This window comes from Collinsella ihumii (assembly GCF_900046475.1).
Classification (GTDB): Bacteria; Actinomycetota; Coriobacteriia; order Coriobacteriales; family Coriobacteriaceae; genus Collinsella; species Collinsella ihumii.
Genome location: NZ_FCOU01000007.1, coordinates 72857 through 85898, shown reverse-complemented (window position 1 = coordinate 85898; position 13042 = coordinate 72857). Strand labels below are relative to the sequence as shown.

The window sequence follows — 13042 nt, the reverse complement described above, 5'->3', positions numbered from 1 at the left end:
TGCTGGCCAGATACTTTAGCATACTAGAGTGCTTGCGGCAGCAAACACGCAATTGTTAACCAAGTCCTGATAGTTCTTGCCGAAGCGGCGCCCGAAGGAGCGACAGAAAAAGGGGCACGGCCTCGTGGCCGTGCCCCCTCGCTACGGTTGGCTGAACCGGATGTTCCGGGCGCTACTCGTTGTCGCCGGCGGTCATCTGGGTCGCGGAAAGCTCACCGTCGGTCGCGGCGGCGGCGTCAGGCCAGACCCAGTTGGTGAAGTCGGGGTGATCGTAGCCCTCGTCCACGGCGAAGCGGAACGCCTCCTCGCGGAAGTCCTCCCACGTCTGGATCTGATCGGCGTACTTGTCGGCGTCGACCAGGCGCAGCGCGTCGGACGCAAGCTCCCAGCGATCCATGTTGTTGAGGCGCAGCATGTCGTACGGGGTGGTCGTGGAGCCCTTCTCCTCGTAGCCGTGCACGCGGAAGCTCTTGACGCCCGGACGATCCCACAGGATGCGGTGGATGGTGCCCTCGTAAGCGTGGAAGCAGAAGAGCACGGGCTTGTTCTCGTCACCGAAGAACTCGACGAAGCGCTCGTCGGAGATGGCCTGGTCGTTGTCGGCGACGCTCTGGATCTTGAGCAGGTCGACGACGTTCACGAACCACACCTTGACGCCGAGCTTGCGCAGCAGGTCGGTAGCGGCCAGGGCCTCCATGGTGGGGACGTCGCCGCACGAGGCGATCACGAGGTCGGCGTCCTCGAGGCTATCGGCGGTGCAGGCCCAATCCCACACGGCAAGGCCCTCTTCGAGCTCGGCCTTGGCCTCGTCGACCGTCACGAAGGTCGGCGCGGGCTGCTTGCCGCAGAAGATGGCGTTCACGCAGTTGGTGGACTGGTAGCAACGCTCGGCGACGGCAAGGGCCATGTTGGCGTCGCACGGATAGTAGGCGTTCACGACGTGGGTGTCGTTGGCCTTGTTGAGCAGCAGGTCGATGAAGCCGGGGTCCTGGTGGGAGAAGCCGTTGTGGTCCTGACGCCACACGTGGCTGGACAGCAGGATGTTCAGGCCGGCGATGGGCTCGCGCCACGGGATCTCGCGGACGGTGGCCTCGAGCCACTTGCAGTGCTGGTTGACCATGGAGTCGACCACGTGCACGAAGCTCTCGTAGGTGCTCCACACGCCGTGACGGCCGGTGAGCAGGTAGGCCTCGAGGAAGCCCTCGCACTGGTGCTCGGAGAGCTGCTCGATCACCTTGCCGGAGGTGGCCAGCAGGTCGTCGTTGTCGGCGTCGGCGTGATAGCCGGCCTCCCACTGCTTCTTGGTCACCTTGTAGGCGTCCTGCAGGCGGTTCGAAGCGGTCTCGTCGGGGCCGAAGATGCGGAAGTCGTCGTTAGCGGCGAGCACGTCGGCGGTGTAGGCGCCGAAGACGCGCGCGGCCTCGGTGGAGCCCCAGCCGTGGCCCTTCTCGGCGACCGGCACCTCATGGGCATGGATGTCGGGCAGGGTGAGCGGCTGACGGACCTTGCCGCCGTTGGCGTTGGGATTGGCACCGATGCGCAGGTCGCCCTTGGGCATGAAGGCCGTCACCTCGGGGCGAACCTGGCCCTCCGGCGTGAAGAGCTCCTCGGGCATGTAGGAGCGCAGCCAGGCGCGCAGGACGCGGAAGTGCTCGTGGGTGTCCTTGGCGCTCGCCAGCGGCACCTGGTGGGCACGCCAGGAGTCCTCGGTCTTCTTGCCGTCGATGTGCTTGGGGCACGTCCAGCCCTTGGGCGTGCGGAAGATGATCATCGGGTAGACCGGGCGGGTCTCGACGCCGGTCTCGGCCTTGGTCTTGATGTCGCAGATCTCGTTGAAGACCTCCTCGAGGAGGGTGGCGAAGCGAGCGTGAATCGACATGTGCGGCTCGTTGTCGAAGCCGGCCATGAAGAAGTGCGGCTTGTAGCCCATGCCCTCGAAGAACTTGGTGAGCTCCTCATCGGAGATGCGGGCGAGGATGGTGGGGTTGGCGATCTTGTAGCCGTTGAGGTGCAGGATCGGCAGCACGATGCCGTCGGTCTTGGGGTTCACGAGCTTGTTGGACTGCCAGGAGGTGGCGAGCGCCGCGGTCTCGGCCTCGCCGTCGCCCACGACGGCCACGGCCAGCAGGCTCGGATTGTCCATCACGGCGCCGTAGGCGTGGGACAGGGTGTAGCCGAGCTCGCCGCCCTCGTGGATGGAACCGGGGGTCTCGGGGGCGAAGTGGCTGGGGATGCCGCCGGGGTAGGAGAACTGGCGGAAGAACTTCTGCAGGCCGGCCTCGTCATCGGTGATGTCGGGACGAATCTCGCGATAGGTGCCGTCGAGCAGGGACTGAGCGGTGCCCGCAGGGCCGCCGTGACCAGGGCCCATCAGGAAGATGGCGTTCTGCTGGTGATCGGCGATCAGGCGGTTCACGTGGCCGAACAGGAAGTTCACGCCCGGAGTGGTGCCCCAGTGGCCGACGAGACGGTGCTTGACGTCGGGACGACCGAAATCACGGGTCTCACCGGTCTTCTCGTCCACCCAGTCCTTCTTCATAAGGGGGTTGGAACGGAGGTAGATCTGACCGACCGAGAGGTAGTTGGCGCAGCGCCAATACTTCTCAACACCCTCGAGGGTCTCAGCGCTCACCGGGGCGTTGAGCTTCTTCCACGGAGTTCCGATCACGGGTTGGGACATTGCTCCTCCTTTTTTTATCACGCCGGGCGGGATGCCCGCCGATTAGGTATCAAACCTCGGATGCGGACGGATGCGAGCCGCAGTAAGCGCTCAGCGCAGGCAGGGGTTCCGCGCAGTGTGCAAATCCCAGAAGTTGGATGGAGCCTCTGGAATCTACCGGGTTGCACCCGTCCAGCACATCCAAGGCCAGTATAGTTGCTAAAACGTTTTACCATTATGACAAATCGTTTTATCTTTCGGAAAAGTTTATATCAAGGTGCGGTAAGCATCGCCTTGGGACAGCCAAAACGGACTGTCTTCGAACAGCCCCTCTCGGACCTATCGCCTATTATCGCCCGTACCTGCAAAAACGGTGCTTTGCGCCATGGCAGTGGACCGACCCATTCCATGAAGTGTTCGAACAATATGCGCAGCACGAGCAAAAGGCGCGCCGCATACGTCGCAGCCCTTCTCCATTCCTTCATATCTCATGCCGCTCACCGGCCAAAACATACCGTTCGCGCAGCCGAGACGAAGGGTGGGGGCAGATACCCTACTTCGCAGAGGCCACGCTTTCCTTGATGACCAGCTGGGGCTTGAGCACGCGCTCGACCGGATCGACGGCGGGGTTCGCCAGACGGCGCATCATCAGGCCCACCGCATGCATCGACAGCTTGCCGACGTTCTGCTCGATCGAGGTCAGCGCGGGCTCGAACAGCGCATCGGCGGCGCTGTTGTCGTAGCTCACCATCGAGTAGTCGCGCGGGATGCGCTTCCCCTTCTCATGCATGCGCTTCAGCAGGCCGAGCGCGATGTTGTCCGAGCTCGCGAACACGGCGGTCGCATCGCTGTCGAGCACCTCGGTGCACGCTTCGTATGCGCTGGAGATGTAGTACTCGCTCTCCACCACGAGCGACAGGTCCGTCTCGAGGCCCGACTCGCGCAGCGCGCGCAGATAGCCCAGCAGACGCTTGCGACCGGTCAGGGTCTTGGAGGCGTTCACCACGCAGGCAATCCGACGATGCCCCATCTGCAGCAGGTAGCGCGTCGCCATGTAGCCGCCCAGCTCGTGGTCGAACATGACCTTGTCGCAGGTGAACTCGTTCACCACGCGGTCGACCATCACGCACGGAACCGGCAGGTTGTTCAGCTCCTCAAGCAGCGTCGCATTGTCGGACACCTCATCGGAGACTACGAGAAACAGGCCATCGACACCGCGCGTGACCAGCAGGTTGAGCAACTCGACGTCGTTCTCGGGAATCCCGTCCGAATTGGTGATGAACAATGCGTACCCTTCGGCACGGCACCGCTGCTCCAGATTCTTGGCGAGCGAGGAGAAGAACCGGCTTTCGATGTTGGGGACGATGAGGCCGAGGGTCTTTGATTGGCGCGTGACCAGGCTCCGCGCGATCTGGTTGGGAATATAGTGCTCGCGCGCCGCCACCTCTTTGATGCGGCGGCGATTCTCCTCGGAGATGCGACACGGTCGGTTGTTGAGGACAAGCGAGACGGAGGCGGGCGACAGGCCCACCTCGTGCGCGATCTGCTTGAGCGTCACCTTCTTGGCCACAGCCTCTTCTCCTTTTGCCTCATGACCTTGGTGCGTTTATGCAATGGTGCGTATACCACGGCGCGTTCTCTATAATAGCCAGCATGATACGACGGAATGCGACAAAACGAAACACCCTATCGAGCCCGGGGCGCAGGGCGGCATGGTACGGCCTGCTCACCGCCCTTGCCCTGTGCGCGGGCTACCTGGAGGTCCTGGTGCCCCTGCCGGTGAGCGTTCCCGGCATCAAGCTGGGGCTGGGCAACGCCGTGGTCCTGTTCGCACTCGAGCGCATGGGCGCCCGCCCCGCCCTGTTCATCATGCTCGCCAAGGTGTTTTGCTCCATGCTGCTCTTCTCGACACCGCAGATGCTCGCGTTCAGCTTGGGCGGAGGCCTGCTCTCATGGGCCATCATGGCCGCCGCTGTGCGCCTCGATCTGTTTTCCGAGGTGGGCGTGTCGGTTTTGGGCGGCGTGGCGCACAACGCGGGCCAGCTGCTGGTCGTGGCGGCGCTTCTGTCTCCCCAGGTCGCGCTCGTGAACGCCCCTGTGCTCGCCATCGCGGGCGTTGCGTGCGGACTGGCGATCGGGCTCATCCTGCGCGGCGTGCTCGCCGCCCTCCCGAAGGCGGGCTTCCGTGAGTAGTCCGTCGTCATTCCCCTCTCGCCGCGCGCTGCTCGCAGGCGCGGGCATCGCGCTCGCCGGAAGCCTGACCCGCCTGCTGCCCGGATGCTCCGAAAGCGGCGGGTCGGTCGCGGTAGGCCCTGGAGAGGAGCCCGCGAGCGGCGGCACGTTCGCATTCGATACGTACTGCACGTTCTCTGTTTACGGCGACGATGCGGCGCTTTCAAAGCTGACGCAGGCGTGCGCCCGCTACGACAAGCTGTTCAACCTCTACAGCAGCGATTCGGACATCGCGCGCATCAACGCCGCCAAAGGCGCCGCCGTGGAGGTGGACCCCGCGACTGCGGACCTGGTCTCCCAGGCCCTGGCTTACTGCGCGGAGTTCGACGGGCTGTTCGACATCACCATCGGCGCTGTATCGACCCTGTGGGACTTCGACGAGGGCGTGCGCCCTTCCGACGAGGCGATCTCCGCCGCCCTCCCCCATGTGGGCTGGCGCGGCGTCCACGTGGACGAGGACGCCTGCACCGTGCAGCTCGACGACCCGCAGGCGCAGCTCGATCTGGGGGGCATCGCCAAGGGCTATGTTGCCGACCGGCTCGTCGAGCTGCTGGAAGCCGAGACCTCGGCTACCGCCGCCATGATCTCCTTGGGCGGCAACATCGCGCTGTTCGGCACCAAGCCCGACGGAGAGCCCTGGCTCGTCGGCGTGCGCGACCCCAACGATCCCGGCGGCAGCACCGTCGTCGGCACCGCCTCGCTTGCCGAACCGACCTCCCTGGTGACCAGCGGGCTATACGAGCGCACCTTCGAGCAGGACGGCGTGACCTACTGGCACATCCTGGACCCGAATACGGGCATGCCCGTCTCCACCGACGTCGACAGCGTCACGGTCGCCTGCCCATCCTCCACCTTGGCCGACACGCTTTCGACCACGCTCTTCGTTGCTGGCAGCAATCGCGGGCGCCAGATCGCCGACGAGCGCGACGACGTCGCCGCGTATTTCATCCTGCACGACGGAACCGCCGTCGAAAGCAGCCGATGGGACGCTGTCACTTCGTTTACCAGCTGATCTTCTGGATTACGTAAAGCGCGCTTCATGGGCTTCCGCGCGACGGGCTGGCGGAGGCGGACCGCATGGGCACGTCTCGACCTTGAATCTGGATCCAGTGGAGGCTCGCGGGCCGGAAATTGCTGAAAAATCGGCCTTGTAGACGGGTTGAATCGCGACCCCCGGGAACACCCACCTCGCGGGACGACGTTTGAGCAGGTAGCGAGCAACCGGGAGGTGCAGTTTTGCCGGGACCCGGAAACGATTCGCATACAAGGCTGACTTTTCAGCAATTTCCGGCCCGCGAGCCTCCACTGAGTGCAAAGCCATGTCCACGCGACTGCTTATGATGCCACTCGATTCGAACACATGATCGATTGAGGAGGTTACCGTGGCTGGATTCCCGCATCGTGCATCGCTTGCCGGAAGGTGCGGCATTCCCGCAGAACGGGAGCGCATCTACATCCGCGTGGACATGGCAGCAGGGTCACCAGGGCCCGGTGATCATGATGCGCACCCCGTGCGCCTGCATTGGCCCGACGGCAGATGGTGGAACATCGAAAGCGTCTACAGCGTTCGGAGCTTTGGCAGAGCAGAATTCGGCAACCTCTGCGTCAAGTGGACCGTCTGCATCCGCCGTACGCCCAAAGTGATCTGGTGGGAACGGGGAAGGTGGTTCGTGGCCAAGCGCAGCGGCATGGCACTGCGGCTGTAGGTGCACGTTGGGGACGTACCTTCTGCGTGCACTTTTGCCTGCCACGCGCCGCCGCTCGCCAATCAAAATGGCCCCTCGCCGATAGACTTTTGTCGCACCCAAAAACATCCGCCACCAGCATATAAGGTCTCAAGTAGAGAGGGGTTGTCCCCTCGCAAAGGGTCGGGAGGTACTTATGTATACGAATGTTTGGCGGCCCTCCGGGCTGTCCCAGCACGCGTCGCGGCGATGGTGGCGGGTGGTGATGGCACTCATGGCAAGCCTCGCGCTCGTGCTTGCTCTGAGCCCTCATGCCGCCTTTGCCGACGGATGCAACGTGGCCCCGGTAAGCCAGGAGGACATCTTGGACTATGCCGAGCGAAATAACATCGACCTCGACGAGCTCACGAGCAAATCCGTCAGCTATTCCGCGCAGCCAAATGTCAAAACCCCGCCATATGCTGCCGGAAGCCTTTCGAACGAAACGCTCAACGACGCGCTCAAGGTCCTCAACTTTGTGCGCTACATCGCGGGCGTCCCGAGCAACGTCACGCTGAACAGCGACTACAACGAGTGGGCGCAGGCAGCATCGCTCGTTAGCAGGCTGAACAACAAGCTGTCGCACGATCCATCCCAGCCAGCTGGCCTACCCAATGACCTCTATGACCTCGGGCATACGGGAGCGAGCAGCTCAAATCTCGGATCAGGCTACGCCAATCCCGCTAGCTCAATCGTCAACGGCTACCTGCGCGATGAAGACGCGAGTAACATCGACCGTGTTGGCCACCGTCGCTGGGTGCTCAATCCACCCATGGGTCAGGTGGGCTTTGGCTATGTGGGCAGCTACACCGCCATGTACGCCTTCGACAGAACTGGCTCCTCAAGCTGCACGAACGTCGCTTGGCCCGCGCAGAACATGCCGGTCGAGCTCTTCCAAAGCGACGATCCGTGGAGCCTAAACGTAGGCAGTGAGGTATCGGAAAGCAGCACGACCGTCACCCTCACCCGCCAGCGCGACGGCAAGGTGTGGAACTTTAGCAGCACGTCAAAAGATGGCTACTTCCACGTCGACAACGGTTGGTACGGAATGGTCGGCGCCATCATCTTCAGACCCAACGGTATTTCTTACAATTCGGGCGACAGCTTCACCGTGCGCATCACGGGAGCCACTTCTTCCCCCATTGAGTACCAGGTGAACTTCTTCAGTCTGGAGGGCGGAGGCTCGGCGACCCCCGCAACCATTACCGGACCCGACTTCTTTAGCAAGACGTTCGGTGACGCGGACTTCAGCCTCAACCAGTCGATCTCCAGCGGCCAGACCCTGCGCTACTATACAAGCGATACGTCCGTCATCGGCCTATACGGTGATGAGGCCAGCGTCTGCGGCGCCGGCACGGCAACCATCACCGTGACAGCGCAGGCCAACGATCGGTATCCCGAAGCCACGAAGACCATCACCGTCACGGTCAAAAAGGCCAAGGCGACGGTCAGAGCGAACGACCTGACCATGCGTTCCGGCGAAAAAAAGCCGACGCTCACGGCCAGTGTCACCGGCGAGGTCAGCTCCGACCGAATCAACTACTCGCTGTCCTGCAACCCGAACAGCAAAGTCGGCACGTACCCCATCGTCGTAAAGCTTGGCCGCAATCCCAACTATGATGTGACCGCTATAAACGGCACGCTCACCGTCACCGCCGGCACCGGTCCTGCTATCAACGGATCAGACTCCTATACCAAAACCTTCGGCGACGGCGACTTCAGGCTTGACGCCAAGGCAACCAACGGCTCGCCCCTTACATACACGTCCAGCAACCCGTCTGTTGTCACCGTTTCGAGCATGGGCTATGTCACCGTGCATGGGGCGGGAACTGCAACGATTACGGCGAAGACGCAGGCGACCGATTCCGTCGCCAGCTCAAGCAAGATCATTTCGATCACCATCAACAAGGCCAAGGCGACAGTCACCGCACAAGACAAAACCATGGGCGTGGGCGACAAGATGCCCGAGCTCACCGCCACGGTCGCCGGCCAGCTTTCGAGCTATCCGGTAAAATACACCCTGTCTTGCGACGCCAACACCGCCGCTACGGGGACCTACACCATCAAGGTGAACCTCGGCTCCAACCCCAACTATGACGTGATCGCCGTCAACGGCACGCTCACCGTCACGGCCAAGAAGACGGCATCCATTGCCGGCAGCAATTCGTTTGCCAAGACGTTTGGCAACGCCGACTTCTCGCTCGGCGCCTCGATATCCAGCGGGCAGAAGCTGAGCTATAGTTCAAGCAACACGGACGTCGTCACCGTCTCGAGCAACGGCACCGTGAGCATCAAGGGGGCGGGCAACGCCACCATCACCATCACGGCGCAGGAAAGCGACACTCATGCGAAGGTGACCAAGCAGATCGCCATCACCGTCGCCAAGGCAAAGGCGACCATCACGGTGGATAACAAGACCATGAAGCCGGGCGAGCAGCGCCCACCGCTGACCGCCAAAGTCACCGGAGAGGTTGCGGGAAAGAAAATCGACTACAGTCTGTCGTGCGTCTGGAGCGGCACAGAGGGAACCTATCCCATCGAAGTGAAGCTCGGAGTCAATCCCGATTACGACGTGACCGTTGTGAACGGCACGCTCACCGTTTCCAAAAACGGCGCAGACGAACCTGAGCAGCCGGAAGATCCCGATACCCCCAGCACGCCCGTCACGGGCGGCTTCCCCGATGTCGACCCGACGGACTGGTACGCCACCGAGGAAGTGCTCGGCTACGTTCTCGAGCACGGGCTGATGCACGGCTACGACGACGGAACCTTCGGCCCGTATGTTTCCATCACGCGCGGCCAGGTAGCGTGCGTCCTGTGGAACATGGCCGGCTCGCCGAACGCAAACTCCGAGTCCTTCAGCGACGTGGACTACAGCCAGTACTACGGATGCGCCATCCGTTGGGCACGCGCGCACGCGGTCATCAACGGATACGGCAACAACACCTTCGATCCCGAGAAGCCCGTCACGCGCGAAGAGCTGTGCGCCATGCTCGCGAACTATGCCAAGGAGATCGGCGGGATCACCGTGGCCTCCAACGGTCAGGCACTCGACACCATCAACGGAGCCAGCGAGGTCGCCAACTGGGCTCGGACCTCGGTCGCTTGGGCGGTCGACCAGGGCATCATCAGCGGAGAGGTTGACAACGGCGTCGCCTACGTCAACCCGAACGGAGATGCCTGGCGCTGCGCCGCGGCCAAAATGTTCAGCGTCCTGCATCGCGACGTGCTGCACCTCGGATAACCGGGGGAAGTTGCGGGAGGCATAAGGTGCCCCGGCGGAAAATCATGCCGCCGGGGCATTTTTATATGACTCTTCGCTAGCTCAAAAAAGCGTGCGGAAAGCCAACCGCCGAAAAGCCATCAAGGAACATCCAGATGACATGGGGCGTCAAATATACTGCTATGAGAGGAAAACGGAGCAACGCGGGCGAGCAGAATCGATAAAGGCGCAAGATGTCTTTTCGAATCGTATCGTCCGGAATTATGAATACCCACGGCGACGAGGAGTGATCTGTTTGAAAGCAACGCCAATTGTAATAGCAGCGACCCTAACAGCCTGTTTGGCATCACCAACAATTGCCATGGCAGTAGAAGATGAACCGCAGGCGTCGCAAACCTCCCTCGTCTCGCAAAGCAATGGGGTGACGGTAGAGGCAGTCGACGAGCTCGCCTCCCAATATAAACCGGAAGTGAACGACCGCGTGCTTTACAAGCTAAAGATCTCTGGCGATAAGGAGGACTTTAGCTATTCGATTGACATCCCCAGATATCTTGAAGGCAGATCGGTCACCATCTACATTGAGAATTCCGATGGGATGCAGACCACTCTGATGCGCTCCGTGCCCAGTCCTGATTCCAACTCAGAAGTCTCAACCATCGAAATCAGTCAATCGGTACATGGCTCCCTGCTGCTAACGGTAGTCGTCGACATGTGGGATTTAAACAATATGCCGAGCAATAGCCTGGTCAACGGCATTTCCCCACTTACACTGAAAAGCCTCTACGATGGCTTCAAACAAAACCACACCTATAGCCTTGCCTCAATCTCGGATGACAAAGCCCAAGTGGATATCGTGGCGGGCAGCAATCAGACGCACGACGGAACCGCATCAATCAAACCAGTCCCCATCCAAGATGGAGACTACATAGAATACCCCGGAAATTACACTACGCCCACGAATGGGGGCCTCCACCTTGGGTCATACCTTTTCTCATTCCGAGAAGCGCTTGAGGACGAATTTGAAAACCCAGCTGTCACCGGATTCAAGTTCCAGGTCGATAAAAAGTATGCCGGAATGAGGGCGACCGCGTACATTGGAGGGAGCACACTCGAATCGGATAATTTAAACTGGAGCAACGCGGTTCACAAGCTCATCGTCGATCAAGACGGCACGTTCACCATCCCCTACGGCGACATTGTCCAATACACGGAAGATGGAACCGTAAATGCATTCGAGCTCAGAACGCTAACGAACAATGCCGAGTTGGAAGGTAGATGCGACGGGGTCATTGCAATCAATATTGAGCCCGTCGAACGATTCCAGAGCGGTGCGACTGTCGATTTCTGCGGCTACGACTCAATCATTCGGACAACAGAGGGCGCTGAAATCTCCCTAGCCGATTCTGACTTCAATCTGGCTGTCGATTACTTCAGCGAATCATCACCAGCTTTCATAGGCAACAAGGTAGACGGGCTTATGGGTGGGTTCACCCTGAATGCCGCGGTCTTCGGAGATGCGAGTTCTGGGAGTATCGACTATAAGATCGATCTCGGTAAACAATACGCGAACCGAACTGCATCGGTCTATATAACCGATGACTATATCGGATCCGTCAAGGAAATTAGGACATATAGAGTAGATGAAGCGGGAGCCTTCACGTTTAGCGATAAGTTCACGGATATGGAGAAAGATCCTGGTAGCGACGGATATTACATGGGAACTTATCGCCGCTGCTTCGGGATAGCCGTCGAACCCGTCGACACCGTCTCCATCGCAGGTGCCACGGTCTCCGAGATCCCCGACCAGACCTGGACCGGTTCGCCCGCGACGCCCAGGCCCACCGTCGAGCTCGACGGGAAGGTCCTCGCCGAGGGGACCGACTACGAGCTCTCCTACGAGGACAACGACGCGCCGGGCACCGCGTCGGTCACCATCACCGGCAAGGGCGCCTACTCCGGCAGCATCAGGGTCGAGTTCGAGATCGTGGAGCGGGGCGGGGACCCGAGCGGCCCGACGGACCCCTCTGACCCCTCCGACCCCACTGATCCCGATGAGCCTGACAATCCTTCCGACCCCAACGAGCCCTCGTCGTCCTTCCCGGACGTCCCCGAGGGGGCCTGGTACCACGATGCCGTCACGAGGGCCGCGCAGCTCGGCGTCATGAACGGCTACTCGGGGAGCGGCCTGTTCGGTCCGCTCGACTGGCTCACCCGCGAGCAGGCAGCGGCGGTCATGTTCAACTACCTGGGCGAGGGGGACCTAGCCGCGCCGCCCGCCCCGCACAGGGACGTCCTGAACGACTGGTACACCGACGCGGTCAACTGGGCGGTTGCCGAAGACGTCATGGGCGGTTACGCCGGAAGCGACCTGTTCGGGATCGGCCGGACCCTCACGCGTGAGGAGTTCTGCGCCGTCATCGCCAACGCGGCGGGAGCGGACCTGGACGCGGCCGACGCGTCCGCCCTCGACCGGTTCGCCGACGGAAGCGCCGTGTCCGACTGGGCGCGCCCCGCGGTCGCATGGGCCGTCGAGGCCGGGATCATGAACGGCGTGGAGATGGCGGACGGCTCGCGCGAGCTGCAGGCCACCCGCGGCCTCGTCAGGGCGGAGATGGCCGCCATGACCGTGAGCGCCATCGATGCCGGCGTGCTCGGAAAGTAGCTGCGGTCGAATAGATCAAGCCATCGGGCCCTGGGAGCAGTTCCGTTAACCGCTCCCGGGGCCCAAATTGTGCGCCCGCGGAACGTGACAGAGCCGGCCGAAAGTCCTAGCAAGGACCTTCTCTCGGAAGTATATGGATGAAGGCGGTCGGTGGATTTGCATCCTCGGAAGTGTCCCCATCCGACAAAAGAGTAATGCTCAGACAGCTTGACGCTGCGCAGCGCAGGGGCCACCAGGCTATGAAGCCGTGAGGATTTCAGGCGAATGCTGACCTTTTACCAGTTTTTTTGGGTAATCTGACTTGGGCGTTACGATTTCTTGCTTCCATCAAGCTTCTTGTTCGCCTTGTCGCTGACTTGAATGCCGGCTACCGTCTGGTGCAGATGCGTGCAGCTCAAAACTATGTGAGGTAGATTTCCAACCCAAATAAAGGCGTTTTCTCAGAAGTCTGAAGACGGTCTAGATGCTGACAACTATTCCCCAGCAGATAACCGCCTTCTCGCTTAATTTCAAGAATCGGTTCTTCACTGAGGTCTACTGTG

At 61.3% G+C, this 13042-nt stretch carries 7 protein-coding genes; 5 read left to right on the top strand and 2 right to left on the bottom strand.

Features of this window, described 5'->3' with window-relative positions; genetic code table 11:
* Positions 1-172: 172 nt before the first annotated feature.
* Positions 173-2680, bottom strand: coding sequence for a phosphoketolase family protein (locus tag BN3789_RS05695; RefSeq protein WP_066831558.1), 2508 nt, complete (start codon positions 2678-2680; stop codon positions 173-175).
* Between the two features lie 532 nt (positions 2681-3212).
* Positions 3213-4229 (bottom strand): LacI family DNA-binding transcriptional regulator, encoded by a 1017-nt coding sequence (locus BN3789_RS05690; RefSeq protein ID WP_066831551.1) that lies wholly within the window; start codon positions 4227-4229, stop codon positions 3213-3215.
* 83 nt (positions 4230-4312) lie between these two features.
* Between BN3789_RS05690 and BN3789_RS05685 the strand changes: the two genes are divergently transcribed.
* The 5 genes from BN3789_RS05685 to BN3789_RS05670 all read left to right on the top strand — a co-directional run bounded on the left by BN3789_RS05685 (position 4313) and on the right by BN3789_RS05670 (position 12500).
* Positions 4313-4852 carry a Gx transporter family protein gene (locus BN3789_RS05685; RefSeq protein ID WP_079989122.1) on the top strand — a complete coding sequence of 180 codons (540 nt, stop codon included), beginning with the start codon at positions 4313-4315 and terminating at the stop codon, positions 4850-4852.
* Positions 4845-5903 carry an FAD:protein FMN transferase gene (locus BN3789_RS05680; RefSeq protein ID WP_066831548.1) on the top strand — a complete coding sequence of 353 codons (1059 nt, stop codon included), beginning with the start codon at positions 4845-4847 and terminating at the stop codon, positions 5901-5903. Before BN3789_RS05685 ends, BN3789_RS05680 begins: the two co-directional genes overlap by 8 nt.
* 370 nt (positions 5904-6273) lie before the next feature.
* The gene (locus tag BN3789_RS12660) at positions 6274-6597 is read left to right on the top strand and encodes a hypothetical protein (protein ID WP_147569576.1); all 324 of its coding nucleotides are present in this window, start codon (positions 6274-6276) and stop codon (positions 6595-6597) included.
* Between the two features lie 244 nt (positions 6598-6841).
* Positions 6842-9859 carry an MBG domain-containing protein gene (locus BN3789_RS05675; RefSeq protein WP_066831546.1) on the top strand — a complete coding sequence of 1006 codons (3018 nt, stop codon included), beginning with the start codon at positions 6842-6844 and terminating at the stop codon, positions 9857-9859.
* 274 nt (positions 9860-10133) lie between these two features.
* Positions 10134-12500: an S-layer homology domain-containing protein gene (locus tag BN3789_RS05670; RefSeq protein WP_161938975.1), complete on the top strand. Its 2367-nt coding sequence runs from the start codon at positions 10134-10136 to the stop codon at positions 12498-12500.
* Positions 12501-13042: the final 542 nt, after the last annotated feature.

Bases quoted from the DNA above. Each gene is read 5' to 3' on its own strand.
- BN3789_RS05675 (WP_066831546.1), top strand. From the start codon at position 6,842: ATGGCACTCATGGCAAGCCTCGCGCTCGTGCTTGCTCTGAGCCCTCAT.
- BN3789_RS05685 (WP_079989122.1), top strand. From the start codon at position 4,313: ATGATACGACGGAATGCGACAAAACGAAACACCCTATCGAGCCCGGGG.
- BN3789_RS05695 (WP_066831558.1), bottom strand. From the start codon at position 2,680: ATGTCCCAACCCGTGATCGGAACTCCGTGGAAGAAGCTCAACGCCCCG.